We start from the raw sequence: 18,783 nt of genomic DNA on the forward strand, positions 1-18,783 counted from the left end.
TTTCACACACGAACAAAAGAGGAACGTTTATTTGGCTAAGCGTTTGACAACAGCTGCTATCTTGCGCGCCGCCTGCTTCACATGATCCTCTTCATTCCCAAGACCGAAGCTTATTCTGACTGAGGACGTCAGCTTGCCTGCTTCTTCGCCATACATGGCGCTTAACACGTGCGAAGGAAGGACGGATCCAGCCGTACATGCAGATCCACTTGAAACAGCAATTCCTTCCATATCTAAATTCACAAGTAACGATTCGATGGAAACGCCCGGGAAATGAACATTTAAAATGTGAGGCAATGTCTCTTTCGGGTGCCCATTGACAGAGAAATTGAGTGATTCCTCTTCGAATACTTGCAGCATGATTTCTTTGAGCTTACCATAATGCATGGCTTTTTCTCTTCTATTTTGCTTCGTTAATTGAACAGCTTCTGCAAGTCCAACGATCCCTGCCACATTTTCAGTGCCAGCACGGCGTTTTCTTTCTTGTTCTCCTCCGAATATTTGCGGAGAAAGTTTCACGCCTTCGTTTACATATAAAAAGCCTGTTCCCATTGGACCATTTAGCTTATGGCCAGAAGCAGATAAGAGATCAATATGAAGGTCTGCTACATCAATAGGCATTGTTCCAAACGCCTGCACGGCGTCTGTATGAAAATGAGCAGTGTGATTGTGTAAAAGCTCGCCAATGTCTTTGATTGGCTGAATCACACCTGTTTCATTATTGCCGTACATGATGGTCACAAGAATCGTATCATCTCTCAGTGCTTGTTTTAGTTGTTCAAGATGAATCAATCCAGTTTCATCCACATCTAAATATGTCACGTCAAATCCTAGCTTCTCTAGGCGTTCACATGTGTGCAGCACCGCATGATGCTCTGTTTTTGCTGTGATGATATGTTTTCCTTTATGCTGTCTTGCCATGGCCACACCTGTAATCGCCAGGTTGTCCGCCTCTGTTCCTCCGCTTGTGAGGATGATCTCCTGTGGTTTACAGTGTAATTCTCCTGCAATCACTTCTCTTGCTTCATCGAGCCACTTTCTTGCCTCGCGCCCATATGAATGAATACTAGAGGGATTGCCAAATATCTCTGTAAAGTAAGGCATCATCTTGTCCACAATACGCTGATCCATTGGCGTTGTGGCCGCATGATCTAAATAGATTCGTTCCATTTCCGGTACACCTCTGATCTAAATATAGAACATATACGCGTCTTGATTTCCGTCATCTGTGTAGCTTGCCAAGTCTTCAAGAGTTGTATTGTCTAGTACGTCTTTTACTGCATCACGAATCCGAATCCACAGTTCACGCTTTGCTGGTTCTTCGTTTTCGATGACTTCGACAGGACTAATCGGTCCTTCTAAAACACGAATAATATCACCGGCTGTGATCTCGTTTGGTTCATGTGCAAGAACATAGCCGCCATATGCACCGCGAATACTTTTCACAAGACGGGCATTCCGAAGTGGTGAGACAAGCTGCTCTAAATAATGCTCAGACAAATTATTGTTTTGAGCGATTGATTTTAATGATGTGGGGCCTTCGCCATGTTTTTTGGCTAATTCGATCATGATCGTCAGACCATATCTGCCTTTAGTTGAAATTTTCAAGTTAAACACCTCTGCGTTTTCTATTCTATGTCATCAATTATTTTTCTGATTTCATATACGCTGATATATAGACCAAAAGCAATTATATCATACTTTCAGCCAACTTTCATTTGCCGGTTCTGAGCGCTTTAGGAGGACGCATCCCTTTTCTATTTGAAGAAATTTCGGTACTCTATACAAACAAGACATTGCTTTAGGAGAGATAATCATGAAACCTTTAGCGTACCGGATGCGCCCAAGTCATATTGAAGACATCATTGGGCAGGAGCATCTCGTTGGAGAAGGTCAAATTATTAGACGAATGGTCGAGGCAAAACATTTATCCTCGATGATTTTATACGGACCGCCGGGCATCGGCAAAACATCGATTGCGACCGCGATCGCTGGCAGTACAAGCATTGCGTTTCGGACGTTGAATGCAGTCATTCATAACAAAAAGGATATGGAAGCTGTCGCCGCTGAAGCGAAAATGAGCGGCCAGGTCATCCTTATTTTAGACGAGGTTCACAGGCTTGATAAAGGAAAGCAGGATTTCCTTCTTCCTTATTTAGAAAATGGCATGATCATTTTAATTGGCGCAACGACCGCTAACCCCTATCATGCGATCAACCCTGCCATCCGAAGCCGGACACAAATATTTGAGCTAAAACCGCTTGAAACAGAGCAAATCAAAGCTGCGTTAACAAGAGCGTTACAGGATGAACATCGCGGGCTTGGCGGTTATGAGGTGACAGTGAACGATGAAGCGATGAATCATTTTGCCAATGGATGCGGTGGAGACGTACGCTCTGCTTTAAATGCGTTAGAATTAGCTGTCTTATCGACAAAAGCAGATGAGGCTGGGCATATTATGATCACTCTTGCCGCAGCAGAAGAATGTTTACAAAAAAAGAGCTTCTCACATGATAAGAATGGTGATGCTCATTATGATGTCCTCTCGGCTTTTCAAAAATCCATTAGAGGATCTGACGCAGATGCGGCGCTGCATTACCTTGCCAGACTGATTGAAGCAGGAGACCTTGAAAGCATTTCAAGGAGATTACTCGTGATGGCTTACGAAGATATTGGTTTAGCTAGTCCGCAGGCAGGTCCTCGTGTGTTAAGCGCTGTTCAAACAGCAGAAAGAGTCGGCTTCCCGGAAGCACGAATTCCGCTGGCTAACGCAGTCATTGAACTGTGTCTTTCTCCTAAATCCAACTCGGCATATAAGGCGGTTGATGCGGCGCTGGGTGACATTCGCTCAGGGAAAATTGGTGAAATCCCTGTTCATTTAAAGGATGCTCACTACAAAGGAGCTACAGCACTCGGCAGAGGTGTCGATTACTTATACCCACACGATTATGAAAACGGCTGGGTGAAGCAGCAATACTTACCTGATCCGCTGAAAAACAAGCAATACTATGAACCGAAGCAAACAGGCAAATTTGAAGGCGCACTGAAACAGGTATATGAGAATTTAAAACGCCAAAAATAAAAAAAGCCCCCTGCATGTTAGCAGGCGGGCTGTTTATTTATCCTTCACACGTGTAATTGGAATATCTTTTAAAAGCTTCATAATGACATGACCACCCATGATCAGCCCTGCAACAGACGGGACGAACGCATTGGATGATGGCGGCATTTGTGCCTTGCGAATCTTCGCTTCATCATTTCCAACTTCTTTTCTGACATCTTCGCGAATCACAATCGGACTTTCATCAGAGAAAATGACTTCAATTCCTTTACGAATCCCTTCTTTGCGCAGACGCGTTCTCACGACTTTTGCAATTGGATCGGTATGTGTTTTTGAAATGTCATCAATTTTGAAGCGGGTCGGATCTGTTTTGTTTGCAGCACCCATACTCGAAATAATGTTCACATTGCGTTTCAGGCACTCTTTCATTAAATGAATTTTATAGTGAATCGTATCTGACGCATCGATGACATAATCAAGCGGATACTCAAAAAATTGCTCATATGTTTCCTCTGTATAAAACATCTTAAGCGCAACAACTTCACATTCTGGATTAATATCAGCGATTCTCGCCTGCATTAAGTCAACCTTTGGCTGACCAACTGTTGAAAGCAATGCTGGAAGCTGACGGTTCACATTTGTAATATCAATATCATCTTTATCAACAAGAACAATACGGCCAACGCCTGAACGAGCGAGTGCCTCAACTGCAAATGAGCCAACGCCGCCCACACCAAGCACTGCAACTGTACTGTTTTTTAATATATCTAAGCCTTCCTTGCCTATAGCAAGCTCGTTTCTTGAAAACTGATGTAACAAGTGCCTCACTCCACCTTTATTTAAAATGAATCGAAAGAATCATATCATATTCAAACTTCTTCGTCATCCTTCTGAAAAAGAAAAAAACACAAAAAAGTCCCGACAACGCCGCCAGCTTTTCCTTCGTTTTGAACCCCGCACCATGCAGGTGGGTGCTTTCTTCCTGACTTTATAAGTCCTCTAAAGAGGCATTTATGCAGAAAGGAAAGGCAAGCTCCCGTATAAAAAAATGTTCGGTCAAAACTAGGTAACCACCGTACGTATCAGGACTTTATTTATTGATTGAAGAAAGCATATCATAGGCATGCCGCTTTTTCAAGCGTTTACATGCCCATATCCATGCGTCTATTTTACTGTTTTACTTTTGTTTTAATGGCTAAACTTAGCTCATCAAGCTGCGCTTCGCTTACAGTGCCAGGAGCATCTGTAAGCACACAGCTCGCACTTGCCGTTTTCGGGAACGCAATGGTATCTCTTAAGTTAGAGCGGCCGGCAAGCAGCATCACTAAGCGGTCAAGACCAAGCGCGATTCCGCCATGCGGAGGAACTCCATGCTCAAAAGCATCTAGAAGGAAGCCGAATTGTTCATATGCCTCTTCTTTTGAAAACCCAAGTAAGCTAAACATTTTTTCTTGAATATCCTTTTCGAAAATACGAATCGAACCTCCGCCAAGCTCATAGCCATTCAGTACAAGATCGTAAGCCTGTGCCTTCATGTCTTCTGGGCTTGTCTCAATTAATTCAAGATCGTCGCGTACTGGCATTGTGAAAGGATGATGGGCAGCATAGAAGCGGCCTTCTTCTTCATCTTTTTCAAGCAGCGGCCAATCAACAACCCATAAGAAGTTGAATAGAGACTCATCAATGAGTTCAAGCTCTTTGCCGAGTTTTAGGCGAAGGGCACCAAGTGCATCATGGACAACAGACGTCTTATCTGCAACAAAAAGTAACAGGTCACCTTCTTCGACTTGCAGCTGCTCCTTTAATTCTGCCTGCTTTGCTTCATCAAAGAATTTAGCAATCGGTCCTTTTAATTCTGCCCCTTCTGCTTTTAGCCAAGCTAGACCTTTTGCACCGTAGTTCGCTGCAAATGCACCAAGGGCATCAATGTCTTTTCTTGAGTAGTTCGCTGCAGCACCTTTTACATTGATGGCTTTCACAGCTCCACCATTTTTCACAGCTCCGCTAAAGACTTTGAAATCGGAATCTTTTACCGTATCTGAAATGTTGACAAGCTTCATCTCAAAACGTGTATCTGGCTTATCAGATCCATAAGAATTCATCGCTTCATCATATGTCATACGGGGTAATGGCAATGTCAGGTCTACGCCTTTGACATCTTTCATCACCTTTGCCATCATCTCTTCGGCAAGCGTCATAATGTCCTCTTGACTCATAAAGGACATTTCAATATCGACTTGTGTGAATTCCGGCTGACGGTCAGCACGCAAGTCTTCATCTCTAAAGCAGCGGGCAATTTGATAGTAACGATCCATCCCTGAGACCATCAGCAATTGTTTAAATAATTGCGGAGACTGAGGCAAGGCATAGAATTCTCCCTCATGTACACGGCTTGGAACAAGATAGTCACGTGCTCCCTCTGGCGTACTTTTTGTTAAAATCGGTGTTTCAATATCTAGAAAGCCGTTGTCATCTAAGAAATGGCGGAATGCTTTTGTGACTTCATGTCGCATTTTCATCGTTTCAAACATAGCAGGACGGCGAAGGTCTAAGTAACGGTATTTTAAGCGCACATCTTCTGATACCTCGTCTGCTTGATCTGAAATCACAAAAGGAGGGGTCTTCGCTTCATTTAACACACTGACCGTTTCGACTTGAATTTCAATTTTCCCTGTTTTTAAATTTGGGTTGATCGTTGCGTCTTCTCTTGCGACAACCGTTCCTTTAATATCAAGGACATATTCATTACGAATCGATTCTGCTGTCTCAAGCGCCTCTTTTGATAGGTCTGGATTGAAGACAGCTTGTACAATTCCTGTACGGTCGCGCAGATCAATAAAGATTAATCCGCCAAGGTCACGTCTTTTTTGAACCCATCCTTTTAATACAACGGTTTGACCGATTTGGTCTTCTGTTACTTCTCCACAATAAAAAGTTCTACCAAACACAAACATTCCACTCCTTCTTTACGCCTTCTTGTGGGCCTTCATCATTTGAATCAGCTCATCAAGCTTCACTTCAATTTGTTCACCCGTTGTCGTATCTTTTACATTCACAATGCGCTGCGCCAGCTCATCTTCACCAAGGACTGCAATAAACTTGGCTTTTAATCGATCAGCCGCTTTAAATTGCCCTTTTAATTTCTTCCCTGTATAGTCCATTTCACTTGAAATGCCTTCTTTTCTCAGACGGTTTAATAATGAAACAGAGTAATCTTTCGCTTCATCACCGAGTGCAGCAATGTATAGATCAATGCCATCTTGCAGTGGAAGATCAATCCCTTCAGCATCGATTGCTGCTAGGAAACGCTCAATACTCATAGCAAAACCGATTCCTGGTGATTCAGGACCGCCAATTCCTTCAACAAGTCCATCATAACGGCCTCCGCCGGCTAATGTGGTAATCGCGCCAAAGCCTTCAGCATTACTCATGATCTCAAATGCCGTGTGATTGTAGTAATCAAGACCGCGCACTAAGTTCGGATCGACGACATATTCAATGCCTATATCTGTTAAGTATTGTTTGACCTTTTCAAAATAAGTCCGTGATTCTTCATTTAAGTAATCTTGAATGGATGGAGCCGTTGCCATCAATTCGTGGTCACGATCCTTTTTACAATCAAGAATTCGCAGCGGATTTTGATGTAAACGGGTTTGACAGTCATGACAGAATTCATCAATTCTTGGTTCAAAGTGCTCGACAAGTGCTTTGCGGTAGTCTGCACGGCTCTCTTTGTCACCAAGGCTGTTAATGACGAGCTTTAAGTTAGAAAGGCCTGCTTTCTCATAAACACTCATCGCAAGTGAAATGACTTCTGCATCAATGGCAGGATCCTTTGAACCGATCGCTTCAATCCCAAATTGATAAAATTGACGATATCTCCCTGTTTGCGGACGTTCATAACGGAACATCGGTCCAATGTAATACAGCTTTGTTGGCTGCGCGGGCTGTGCAAATAATTTATTTTCAACATAAGAACGTACAGTTGAAGCCGTTCCCTCTGGACGAAGGGTGATGCTGCGTCCCTTTTTATCTTCAAATGTATACATCTCTTTTTGAACGATATCGGTTGATTCGCCTACTCCCCGTGCAAACAGCTCTGTATGCTCAAAAATCGGTGTACGGATTTCTTTGTATTGAAAGGCTGCACATGTATCTCTTGCAATTTGTTCAACATACTGCCAGCGTTCTGACTCTCCAGGTAAAATATCCTGTGTGCCTCTTGGAATATTAAAACTCATTTTTCGTCCTCCTACGACCATCATTCATTTTTTATGTGGACATATAAAAAACCCCCGCCTCTACTATGTGTATAGTAGGGACGAGAGTTATACCCGTGGTGCCACCCTAGTTGGAACATGATCCAGCCATGTTCCCGCTCAAATCCTTAACGCAGATTCACGTTCTCCGCCTATTGACTCATTTTTAGAGCGTTCAGCAGGAAACCTACAGAGTGTTCTTTCGTGATAAATGCCATGCGGATTCGCTTTCAGCCTAAGGCGATTCCTCTCTGCTCACGCAATTTACCCTACTATTCTCTATCATCAGTTCCACATTTTAAATTTTCAAGTGTGTTGATTTATATTATAATAAGGTCGGTGCTGCCACTCTGTCAACCCTTGCCGTGTCTCTTTTTCTTTTCCAGCTCTTCTTTTGACGTACATCCGTATTCAGATGCGGTTTCTTCAAGGAAGCCTGGTTGATCCATTTCGTCGTGCTGCCAGCGATCGATATCACGGTGTCCATTATATTGCACTCGTCCTAATTTTCTGCTTAATCTCATGTTTGTACATCCTTTTATCACGTTTTTATTTAGTATAAACAGATTGATTCATTTTTATTAGGGAAACTGCAAGGAATTAGTCCATTACATAACGAATTTACATTCATCGGTTTTACAAGGGAGGGGAAAACACCGTTTTGAATCTAAAAAAACACAATCAAATGATGATGCTTCTTACCTGTTTTGTTCTCATCGCAAGTACTTTGCCTATGACACATGCTACAGCACAAACAGATCAAGCTGTGGTCGCAACAGATGAAATCAATGTGAGAACGGGCCCTGGTTTAAGCTATGGAATCGCAGCTGTTGTGAAGCGCGGAGAAAGCTATCCCATTCTCACTAAACAAGGAGAATGGGTGCAGATCCAATTGTCGAACGGTCAAAAAGGCTGGGTCGTCTCATGGCTGATTACCACATCATCTGGCAGCCAAAAGTCTGCTAAGCCAAACGCGCAAAATCAGAGCGCATCAGGCAGCAGTTCCATTACATCGACAGCCTCGGATCTTCGCATACGGACAGGCCCTGGAACTTCCTATCAAGTCATCGGAACTTTCCCGCAAGGCGTTTCCGCTAAAAAGCTGAAAACAAGCGGCGAATGGACAAAAATTTCGTATAAACAAGCAGTAGGCTGGGTTCACTCTGATTATGTTTCAGGCGGCAAAAAAGCTTCTCAATCAAGCTCTGGCGAGTCCTCTCGCTCTAAACAGACAGGCACAGTTGGCGTATCGAGCTTGAATGTAAGGCAATCGGCGGCACCGAATGCACAAGTCGTCGCTTCACTTGCCCGCAACACACAGATCACCATTTTGCGCGAGCAGAACGGCTGGTATGAAATTGAGGCAAAAGGCGTAAAAGGATGGGCTGCAAGCTATTACATCGTCACAAGCAATGGAGCGAGTTCGGCGGGTGAACAGAATTCATCTTCTTCGTCTTCCCAAAAGAAAGCGTACATTGTCTACGATGGCACCAACATCCGAAAAAGCGCTTCTACCTCTGCTGGGATTGCAGAAAGAGCCACAAAAGGCGCTGCCTATCAAATTGTTCGCACGCAAGGTGACTGGTACGAGGTGACACTATCAAACGGCGGAACTGGTTATGTGGCAAGCTGGGTCGTTCAAACGAATAAAAATAGCAGCGAAGCACCAAGACCACAGCAGGATTCATCGTCTGGAACTGGGTCTTTAAAAGGAAAAACGATTGTTCTTGATCCTGGTCATGGCGGAAAAGACAGCGGCACGATTGGCGCAGATGGTGCATTTGAAAAGAACATTACCATCAAAACCGCCAATTTACTTGCAGGCAAATTAAGGGCTTCTGGTGCAAGTGTCTATTTAACAAGAAGTGATGATACTTTTATCAGCCTTCAATCGAGGGTCGCGACATCTCATTACAGAAATGCAGATGCATTTATTAGTCTTCATTATGATAGTTTTATGGACCCAAGTATCAGAGGAAGTACAGCGTATTATTATCAAGCAGCAAAAGACCAGCAATTAGCGACAAACGTCCATACAGAAGTCGCTAAACGCTCTCAAATCCCTGATAAGGGTGTCAAATTCGGAGATTATTTTGTTTTAAGAGAGAACAAACGCCCTTCTCTTTTATATGAACTCGGCTATTTAAGCAATCCTCAGGAGGAAGCGATCATTTATAGCGCTTCTTACCAAGAACGAGTCACAGAAGGAATGACGGAAGGATTAAAACAATATTTCCGTTAAAAAGAAAGAGGCCTCTGCGCCTCTTTTTTGTTTGATCGCAAAAGAAAAAGACTCTAAACAAACTCCTGCATGAGTTTATCTACAGTCTAAAGCGAATCTATTCTTTGCTATCCATCCAGATGGTGACGGGCCCTGAATTGGTCAATGACACATCCATCATCGCGCCAAAGCGGCCAGTTTCTACATGAATGCCTTTTTCTTTAAGGGCTTTATTGAAACATTCGTAAAGGGAGTTCGCGGCATCTGGCTTGGCTGCTTTCATAAAATTCGGTCGTCTGCCCTTTCTCGTATCACCATAAAGGGTAAATTGAGACACAGACAGGACGCTTCCTTTTACATCCAATAACGAATGATTCATTTTCCCGTTTTCATCTTCAAAAATACGTAAATGTGCAAGCTTTTCTGCTAAATAAAGCACATCTTCTTCTGTATCTTCATGTGTGACACCAACGAGCACCATATACCCTTCATTGATGGCACCTGTGATCTCTTCTTCTACCTTCACAGATGCACTTGTCACACGCTGCACTACAAGCCTCATAGACGATATACTTCCTTTCTAATTCATGAATCGGCGAACAGAGTAAATGTCTTTGATTTGTTTAATGCGCTCTACTACTTTGTGCAAATGGTTAATGTTTTGGATAAAGATCGCCATATGGATCGTCGCCACTTTGTTACGGTCAGACTTCCCAGAAACTGAAGAGATGTTCGTTTTGGTTTCATTGACTGCTTGAAGCACCTCATTGAGTAAGCCGCGTCTATCATATCCTAATATTTCAATTTCCACATTGTATTCTTTACGGTTTCGAGCAGGCTGTTCATGCTCCCACTCTACCGGGATTAACCGTTCCTGCGCTTCTCCTGTCTTCACGTTCGGACAGTCATCACGGTGAACAGATACGCCCCTGCCTTTCGTAATAAAACCAACAATGCTATCACCTGGAACAGGATTACAGCACTTAGATAAGCGGACAAGCAGGTTATCTATCCCTTTGACTCTTACGCCTGCTTCTCGTTTTTTCCCATGATACGTCTTTGACTCTACTGTCACTTCTTGAACAGTTTTCTCTTGTTCTTCTTGATCTCTTTGTTTTCTTTCTTTTTCTGTTAAACGATTGGCGACTTGGAGTGCAGTAATTCCGTTATAACCAACCGCTGCATACATGTCCTCTTCATTTGAAAAATTAAATTTGTCAGCCACTTTTTGCAGGTTTTCAGCTGTCAGAATGTCTTTGACATCAAACTCAAGGTTTTTGATTTCTTTCTCCACGAGTTCTCGGCCTTTTTCGACATTTTCTTCACGGCGCTGTTTTTTGAAAAACTGTCTGATCTTGTGCTTCGCTTGGGAGGTTTGGGCAAGTTTGACCCAATCCTGACTTGGTCCATAGCTGTGCTTAGATGTCAGAATTTCAATAATGTCACCTGTTTTCAATTTATGATCGAGCGTGACCATCTTTCCGTTGACTTTAGCACCAATCGTTTTATTCCCAATTTCCGAGTGAATCCGGTAAGAGAAGTCAATCGGAACGGAACCCGACGGCAGTTCAATGACATCTCCTTTTGGTGTAAACACAAACACCATATCAGAGAAGAGATCGATCTTTAATGATTCCATAAATTCTTCTGCATCTGTCGATTCATTTTGGAATTCAAGGATTTCTCTAAACCAAGAGAGCTTCTTCTGGAAGACAGCTTCCTCCGTTGATTCTGCTGACTCTTTTCCTTCTTTGTATGCCCAGTGCGCTGCAATTCCGTACTCTGCAATTTCGTGCATTTCCACTGTACGGATCTGAACTTCAAGCGGGTCACCTTTTGGCCCAATCACTGTTGTATGAAGGGATTGGTACATGTTCGGCTTTGGCATCGCAATATAATCCTTAAACCTGCCTGGCATCGGCTTCCAGCATGTATGGATAATCCCGAGCACGGCATAGCAGTCTTTAATGCTGTCAACCAAAATACGAACGGCCAGCAGATCATAAATTTCATTAAACTGCTTATTTTGCAGGACCATTTTGCGATAAATACTATAAATATGCTTTGGTCTGCCGGAAAATTCAGCCTTGATGTTCACCTCTGACACACGGTCTTTCACTTCATTAACAACCTCGTCCAAGTATTCCTCACGTTCCGCTCGTTTGCGCTTCATGAGATTCACGATCCGGTAATATTGTTGCGGATTTAAGTAACGGAGCGCTGTATCTTCAAGCTCCCACTTAATCTTTGAAATCCCTAATCTGTGCGCAAGCGGTGCAAAGATTTCAAGTGTTTCATTTGAAATTCTTCGCTGCTTCTCCTGAGGAAGGTGTTTGAGCGTTCTCATATTGTGCAGACGGTCTGCCAGTTTAATTAAGATGACGCGTATATCCTGCGCCATTGCCACAAACATTTTTCGATGGTTTTCGGCCTGCTGTTCTTCTTGTGATTTATATTTAATCTTCCCGAGCTTTGTCACACCATCAACAAGCATCGCAACTTCTTCGTTAAAATGCTCTTTTAAATCCTGTAATGTCACATCCGTATCCTCGACAACATCGTGCAGGAAACCGCCTGCAATGGTCGATGGGTCCATTTCAAGGTCAACAAGAATCCCCGCCACTTGAATTGGATGGATAATATAAGGCTCACCAGATTTCCGGTATTGCTCCTTGTGTGCATTTTCAGCATATTCATATGCTTGCTCTATAAATTGAATATGTTCAGCGGACAGGTATTCTCTTGCCTTGTCAATGACCTGCTGCGCCGTTAAAACTTGTTCGTTCGCCATGGAATCACCTTTTTAAATGAAAACTGTATTGTAGTTTATTATCAAGAAAAATTCGATAGATGTAAAGAGAAGAAGTCCGCTAAAAGATTTTTGATAGGAAAAAAGCACCCTTCTTACCGAGTGCTTTTTGCGTAAAACTCCATTAGTATTGCATTAACGTCAAGATGTCGTAACCGTCAAGCTTCTTTCTGCCGTCCAGATACGTCAACTCAATCAAGAATGCAATTCCTGCCACAACGCCGCCTAATTCCTCTACAAGCTTGATGGATGCTTCAATTGTTCCACCAGTCGCAAGTAAGTCATCTGTAATCAGGACACGCTGACCAGGACGAATCGCATCTTTATGAATCGTTAATACATCTTTACCATATTCTAAGCCGTAATCGACTTTAACGACTTCACGAGGAAGCTTTCCTTCTTTACGAACTGGTGCAAAACCTACACCTAGTGCGTATGCTACAGGGCAGCCAATAATGAATCCACGCGCTTCAGGTCCAACAATGAGATCAATGTCTCTTTCCTTCGCGTATTCAACGATTTGATCCGTTGCATAACGGTACACTTCGCCTTTATCCATTAACGTTGTAATATCTTTAAATTGTACACCTTCCTTTGGGTAGTCAGGTACAACTGTCACATATTGTTTTAAATCCATCTTTTCCTTTTCCTCCTCGTACGTCAAAGCACAGGTGAGACTTCGCTCATCATGCTATTCAGCCATTCCTTCAGCTCTTTGGCTGAGGAATATGTTAGTGTTTGATCGAGTTCCATCAATCGTTGTTTTGCTGTATAGGATGCTGATGCCGTTAAATCTTTTTTAGGGGCATCACGTACTATTGACAGCACACCATTCTCTATTTTAACAAAACCGAGTTCAAAAAACACCTTTGTCATAAAAATGATTGTATCTTTTGTCCAGCCTCTATGTTTGGCAAGCTCCATTCCTTGTTCTTTGAGGGGGAAACTTCCTCGTTTTAACAAGAATCCATAAAACCATTTGAATTGATCACGGCTAGGGAAAGAAGACATAAAATGATCTTCTTTTCTTTGAAAAACCGTATAAACTCTAGCTGGCTTTTGGTTTTCTAAAAGCTGCCTTAGCAAATGCTCATCTGCAGGAACATCCGCAAAGACGATATACTTGCTCTCTACATCGAACGTTGAAACATTTTCTGCATGGACATGATAAATTGGGATATTGACTTCCTGTTTTGTTTCTTCGTCAAAACAGACCACCACATATTTTTCTGGATCAAGCGTGGAGATTGTCTTTTCCCAATCCTTTTTGCCGCGCAAATCAAACAGCTGCCATTCATCTACTCGGGCATCTTTTAGCATAAGCTGAGGTTTCTTCCGGTTATTCCATTCATTGATGGACATTTCACCAATGACGGAAATGCGGCTACCTGTGACAATTTCTTCTTTTAATTGACCTTGATGAAAACCGACACAGTCAAGCAGCTTGTCTTCGTCTTTCAGAGACATTTTAATATGATTCTGATTTGCCCCAATCGTTCGGATCTCTTCAAGCCTCGCATCTTCAATCATGATGAACGGCTTTGGATTCTGCATGCCAAATGGTGACAGCATCCCCACTTCTTCAATCGCTTCAACCGTCAATTCGTCTACCTTGCATACGGCATCGACCCGCTGAATCGGAATAAAATCTTCTTCTGTCAACGTTTCATTCGCATATTGATTTAATCTTTCTCTTAGTAAAGGAACATCATCCGCTCGAAGTGTCATACCCGCAGCCATCGGGTGCCCGCCGAAATGCGGCAGAATGTCGCGGCATTTGCTTAAATGGAAAAATAGATCGAAGCCAGGAATACTCCGCGCTGATCCTTTTGCCATTTGCGTCTCTTCATCTATTCCAAGCACAATCGCCGGACGTGAAAATCTATCCGTCAATTTAGAGGCAACAATTCCGACAACACCCGGATTCCAGCCAGCTTTCGCTACAACGATCGCAGACTGGTCATCACCTGTCTCTTCCACCATTTGAATGGCTTCTTCTGTGATCGTACTCACAATTTTTTGACGTTCTTTATTGAGTTCTTGTACAAAACGAGCGAGCTCTTCTGCTTCATCCTTATCCTCTGTCATGAGAAGATGAACAGCTGGATCTGCCTGCTCAATTCGCCCTACAGCATTCAGCCTTGGCGCAATTTGAAAGCCGACCGTTTCTTCATTTGCTTCTTCAAGAGTAGCTCCCGCTTCTTTCAATAACGCTTTCAGCCCCGGTCTATTCGACTGCCTAAGCTGCACAAGCCCTTTTTTGGCGAGCCATCTATTCTCATCATGAAGCGGCACAAGATCCGCTATTGTCCCAATTGCCGCAAGATCTAACAGCTGAGCTGGCAGCTTTCCAAGGAGTGCATGCGCCACTTTAAACGCTACGCCTACACCGGCAAGTTCTTTAAAGGGATACTCACAGCCCGGCTGCTTAGGATGGACAATCGCAAGTGCCTCAGGCAGCTCCTCACTTGGTTCATGGTGATCTGTAATGATCAGGTCTAACCCTATTTCTTTTGCAATACGTGCTTCATTTACAGCTGCAATGCCTGTATCGACCGTGATGACAAGCGATGCGCCTTGCTCTTTGATATATCGGAAAGCCTGTTCATTAGGCCCGTAGCCTTCTTTAAATCGATCTGGAATATAAAAGTCTACTTTCGCAGACCGCTCTTTTAATGTATGTAAAAGCACAGACGTACTTGTCACACCATCCGCATCATAGTCTCCGAAGATCACAATCGATTCCTGCTCTTCGATCGCTTTATTGATGCGCTCTACTGCTTCTTTCATTCCTTTTAATAGAAATGGATCATGAAATTCGGCTTTTTGATCAAATAAAAAAGACCTCGCTTCTTCTACTTCTTCGAGTCCTCTTTTTACAAGAAGCGATGCAGTCAGCGCTGAAATATTCAGATTTTCAGAGAGTGATTTCACTTTTTCTTCGCTTGGATGTTCATATTCCCAGCGCATTTTGGATAATAACATAAATTCACCCCTCAACCACACTATTATACTAGAGTGGCCTGAGGGGTTTCAATTTTTATTTTATGAAATTGTGCTGGAAGATTATTTTTCCTTCCGGTCAAATGATGCTGGCTGTTCTTTTAAAGGCGTCACATTCGGTTTCTTTTGAACGTCTTTGTCGATCTTTTTATTCGAAACAGCAGATGCAGGTGCGGCTGCACGCTCAGCTTTTAAAGCCTTTAGTTCACGTTTTAGTTTCACAATTTGGAAAATCCCTGCGAAAGCCACAATGAGTCCGCCCATGAGCACAGAACCAATAATGACAAGAATCAGCGGCCATTCAGCCGTTCCAAATAAGTAGTCAACTTGCACTGGCCGCACATTGATCACGGCAAATACTGAGACAATTAATACGAAAATAAATGCGAATATGATGGTCCATTGTTGTTTGTTCATCTACATATCCCCCAAGCTTTTTCTTTTATTCTTCCCTTTTCCTTGTCCTTTTTAAACACAGAAAGAAAAGAGCGGAAGAAAATCTATCAGCATGGGCATGATTAGCTGCTGAGTTTTTCTTTAATGAGGTTCTTTATTTCTTGTCTTTCTCCAGAAATAACAAGGGTATCCCCTTCTTCAATGACCGTATCAGGTCCTGGATTTAAAATCTTCTCATGTGATTTTCTCACGATAGCGATGACTGTTACTTGATCATTTTGGCGGACATTGAGGTCTCCGATTGTCTGCTGAACAGCTGGTGCATTCTTTTCAATCTTAAACCATTCAATCATCAGTTCATCAATGGCTACCTCTACAGTTTCAAGCGCTTTCGGCTTATATACCATGCCGCCTAAAATAGCTGCAATTTGTCTTGCTTCTTCATCGTTTAGCAAAATACCAGAAATAGATTCTTCATGGTCGTCCTCTTGAAAATGATACATTTCTCTTCTGCCGTCATCGTGTGTAATGATGGCAAGCTTCTCATTATTTCTTGTGATCATTTCGGCTTTGTGACCGATACCTGGCAGTTCAGTTTCCCGAACCTTCATAACAGCCCCTCCAATGAATAAAGCCAAATGCCTCAAACGGACACTTGCTTTCTATACTGATCTAAACGTATGTCATTATAGCAAAAGACCATTTCAAGATCAATGAAACCCGAAATGTTTTTTTCGAATCGACTGCTGATCCGGAGAAACTACAGAAAAAGACTGCCAATTAGGCAGTCTCGCTACATTAAATATCTTGCTCAGTATCAATCTTCGCCGGTTTTTTCATCTCACGGCCTTTCCACATGAGCCAAATTTGCGCTGCGATATATAGAGATGAGTACACCCCTGTTAACAGACCGACAAGTAAGGCGATGGAGAAGTTTGTAATAGATGCTGATCCAAAGATAAGCAGTGCGATCACAACGACAAGTACGGTTAATACCGTGTTGACAGATCGCGTAAAGGTTTGCTGTAAACTCAAGTTCACAATGTACGAAAGATCTTCAATGGTTTTTGGTTTGCGTTTCTTCATTTGTTCACGAACCCTGTCAAAGGTGACGATCGTGTCGTTGATCGAATATCCGATGACTGTGAGAATCGCCGCAATGAAGGTGACGTCCACCTCTAAACGCGTAATACTAAAGAAGGCCACGATAAAGAACGCATCATATAGTAGTGAGATAATCGCTGCAATTGCCATTTTATATTCAAAACGAATGGATACATATAAAATGATCCCGATTGAAGCAATGATGACAGCATATAATGCATTTCGGGCAAGTTCTTTTCCAACAGTCGGAGACACTGTACTTACGTTCGGCTCCGTTCCGTATTTATCTTTGAAGTAATCTTTCACTTCAGCAATCTTTTCTTTGTTCGGCACACCGACAAATCTCGCTGCTGCCTGATTTTCTTTTTGACCCGATAACACGACACTGTCTGTCTCAAGGTCCAGTTTTTTAAAGTCTTGCTCGATTTGTTCAGTTGACAGCTTGTGATCACTTTGGATATCAATTCTAGTTCCACTTGTAAAGTCAATTCCGGCATTCAGCTTGAAGATGGAAAGAACGATGATTCCCGCAATGGTGATAGTAGCTGAGAAAATCATAAATCCTTTACGTTTGCTGACGAAATCCCACTTATCAAATGGCGTTTTCGGCTCGGTATTTTCTGTTGTTTCGTGAATGTTCATAATGTCTTTTTGACGAACACCAAACCAGCTTTTTCTCCGGTCAAGATAGCGGCTTTCAACAAGAAGACCAAGAAGGAATCTTGATAGGAAGACAGCTGTGATAAAGCTTGTTAAAATCGAGAGGATGAGCATCGTTGCAAATCCTTTTACAGAGCTTGTCCCGAAGAAGAACAGCACGCCGCCGGCAATGATACTTGTTAAGTTTGCATCAAAGATGGTCGCAAATGATCGGCGGTTCCCTGATCTAAAAGCAGAACGGACAGATTTGCCGAGCTTGAGTTCTTCTTTGATCCGCTCATAAGTAATAATGTTGGCATCAACAGCCATCCCTACCCCTAGAATCAGTGCCGCAATTCCAGGCAGAGTCATGACTGCACCCATCCAGTCAAACACTTGAAGCGTAATGTAAATATAAGCTGAAAGTGTGATGACAGCAATAAGACCAGGTAATCGGTAATAAAGCAGCATGAATAAGAAGATAAATGCGATTCCTACAATTCCTGCGAACACCGTTTCGTTCAGTGCTTGTTCACCAAACTGTGCACTCACAGATGTTGAATATTTTTCTGTTAATTTCACTGGCAATGCCCCAGCATTTAAAATACTTGCAAGGTCCTTTGCCTCTTGGACAGTAAATTTCCCTTCAATTTGCACGTCACTGCTGTTAATTTCTTGGTTCACATTCGGCGCAGAGACATACTTGTGGTTTGATTTTGAGACTTCTTTTTTGAAGGAATCTCCTTTGTGGTAATCAAGCCAAATGACAAGCTGGTTATTCGGCGCCATCGCCGCTACTTTTCTTGTGACGTCACCAAATTTTTTCGCATCCTTTAGTTTAACCGTCACAATTGGCTCATTCGTTTGACTGAATGTTTGTTTTGCACTGTTTTCGACCAAGTCAGCCCCGTTTAGGAGTTCTTTATCATTCGTATCTCTGAAGGATAGCTGTGCTTCAGTGGAAAGAATCTCCCTAGCTCTGTTTTGATCTTTTACTCCCGCAAGTTGCACGCGGATACGATTGTTGCCTTCAATCGAGATGTTCGGTTCACTTACACCTAGCACATTGGCTCTTCGGTTTAAAGCCTCCACTGTACTGACGAGGACACTATTTGTAATCTTGTCCTCTTTTTTCACTGGATGTACATCATACAGGACTTCAAATCCACCCTGCAAATCCAGCCCTAGCGTCATATCTTTCGCAACAGGCTTTGTTAGTAAGCCTACGCCAGTTCCGATTAACAGAACCACTAAGAAAAACGCAAGAATGCGCCCTTTTTTCATTATGTAT

At 42.8% G+C, this 18,783-nt stretch carries 15 protein-coding genes, 1 other RNA gene and 1 other annotated feature; of the genes, 2 read left to right on the forward strand and 14 right to left on the reverse strand.

The features are described 5' to 3' along the window. Positions 1–27: 27 nt before the first annotated feature. Both C6Y01_RS07825 and cymR read right to left on the reverse strand, forming a co-directional pair. Positions 28–1,170: a cysteine desulfurase family protein gene (locus C6Y01_RS07825; protein WP_034661522.1), complete on the reverse strand. Its 1,143-nt coding sequence runs from the start codon at positions 1,168–1,170 to the stop codon at positions 28–30. A gap of 18 nt (positions 1,171–1,188) precedes the next feature. Continuing rightward, complete coding sequence (gene cymR, locus C6Y01_RS07830; protein ID WP_012010726.1) at positions 1,189–1,608, reverse strand: cysteine metabolism transcriptional regulator CymR; 420 nt, start codon at positions 1,606–1,608, stop codon at positions 1,189–1,191. A gap of 208 nt (positions 1,609–1,816) precedes the next feature. Here cymR and C6Y01_RS07835 point away from each other — a divergent pair, with 208 nt between their 5' ends. After that, positions 1,817–3,082, forward strand: a complete 1,266-nt coding sequence (locus C6Y01_RS07835) for a replication-associated recombination protein A (protein ID WP_034661526.1) — start codon at positions 1,817–1,819, stop codon at positions 3,080–3,082. A 33-nt stretch (positions 3,083–3,115) separates the two neighbouring features. Here the strand turns inward: C6Y01_RS07835 and C6Y01_RS07840 are convergent, their stop codons facing one another. The 5 genes from C6Y01_RS07840 to C6Y01_RS18910 all read right to left on the reverse strand — a co-directional run bounded on the left by C6Y01_RS07840 (position 3,116) and on the right by C6Y01_RS18910 (position 7,844). Then, entirely contained in the window at positions 3,116–3,880 is a 765-nt protein-coding gene (locus C6Y01_RS07840; protein ID WP_034321354.1) for a tRNA threonylcarbamoyladenosine dehydratase, read from the reverse strand. A gap of 92 nt (positions 3,881–3,972) precedes the next feature. Further along, positions 3,973–4,153: non-coding RNA, 6S RNA (gene ssrS, locus C6Y01_RS07845), on the reverse strand. A gap of 77 nt (positions 4,154–4,230) precedes the next feature. Beyond that, on the reverse strand, positions 4,231–6,009 hold the full coding sequence (aspS, locus tag C6Y01_RS07850) for an aspartate--tRNA ligase (protein ID WP_106037007.1): 1,779 nt from the start codon (positions 6,007–6,009) through the stop codon (positions 4,231–4,233). A gap of 18 nt (positions 6,010–6,027) precedes the next feature. Further along, positions 6,028–7,302: a histidine--tRNA ligase gene (gene hisS, locus C6Y01_RS07855; protein ID WP_034661532.1), complete on the reverse strand. Its 1,275-nt coding sequence runs from the start codon at positions 7,300–7,302 to the stop codon at positions 6,028–6,030. A gap of 73 nt (positions 7,303–7,375) precedes the next feature. Further along, positions 7,376–7,615: a binding site (T-box leader), on the reverse strand. A 58-nt stretch (positions 7,616–7,673) separates the two neighbouring features. Beyond that, complete coding sequence (locus tag C6Y01_RS18910; protein ID WP_003216250.1) at positions 7,674–7,844, reverse strand: YrzK family protein; 171 nt, start codon at positions 7,842–7,844, stop codon at positions 7,674–7,676. A gap of 161 nt (positions 7,845–8,005) precedes the next feature. On the opposite strand from C6Y01_RS18910, the gene C6Y01_RS07860 reads away from it, so the two are divergent. Continuing rightward, positions 8,006–9,562: an N-acetylmuramoyl-L-alanine amidase family protein gene (locus tag C6Y01_RS07860; RefSeq protein ID WP_486187539.1), complete on the forward strand. Its 1,557-nt coding sequence runs from the start codon at positions 8,006–8,008 to the stop codon at positions 9,560–9,562. 97 nt (positions 9,563–9,659) lie between these two features. Here the strand turns inward: C6Y01_RS07860 and dtd are convergent, their stop codons facing one another. The 7 genes from dtd to secDF form a co-directional block, all read right to left on the reverse strand. Beyond that, positions 9,660–10,103 (reverse strand): D-aminoacyl-tRNA deacylase, encoded by a 444-nt coding sequence (gene dtd / locus C6Y01_RS07865; protein ID WP_034661537.1) that lies wholly within the window; start codon positions 10,101–10,103, stop codon positions 9,660–9,662. Positions 10,104–10,121: 18 nt separating this feature from the next. After that, a complete protein-coding gene (locus tag C6Y01_RS07870; RefSeq protein ID WP_034661540.1) occupies positions 10,122–12,332 on the reverse strand; it encodes a RelA/SpoT family protein in 2,211 nt (736 codons plus the stop codon). A gap of 142 nt (positions 12,333–12,474) precedes the next feature. Then, on the reverse strand, positions 12,475–12,987 hold the full coding sequence (locus C6Y01_RS07875; RefSeq protein WP_034661543.1) for an adenine phosphoribosyltransferase: 513 nt from the start codon (positions 12,985–12,987) through the stop codon (positions 12,475–12,477). Positions 12,988–13,010: 23 nt separating this feature from the next. Then, a complete protein-coding gene (recJ, locus tag C6Y01_RS07880) occupies positions 13,011–15,335 on the reverse strand; it encodes a single-stranded-DNA-specific exonuclease RecJ (protein WP_106038020.1) in 2,325 nt (774 codons plus the stop codon). Between the two features lie 81 nt (positions 15,336–15,416). Continuing rightward, a complete protein-coding gene (locus C6Y01_RS07885) occupies positions 15,417–15,770 on the reverse strand; it encodes a LapA family protein (protein WP_095285506.1) in 354 nt (117 codons plus the stop codon). 101 nt (positions 15,771–15,871) lie between these two features. After that, positions 15,872–16,360, reverse strand: a complete 489-nt coding sequence (locus C6Y01_RS07890; RefSeq protein ID WP_034661552.1) for a cation:proton antiporter regulatory subunit — start codon at positions 16,358–16,360, stop codon at positions 15,872–15,874. Positions 16,361–16,547: 187 nt separating this feature from the next. Continuing rightward, positions 16,548–18,776, reverse strand: a complete 2,229-nt coding sequence (secDF, locus tag C6Y01_RS07895) for a protein translocase subunit SecDF (protein ID WP_034661556.1) — start codon at positions 18,774–18,776, stop codon at positions 16,548–16,550. Positions 18,777–18,783 lie beyond the last annotated feature (7 nt).

The organism is Bacillus sp. NMCC46 (genome assembly GCF_002998465.1).
Classification (GTDB): Bacteria; Bacillota; Bacilli; order Bacillales; family Bacillaceae; genus Bacillus.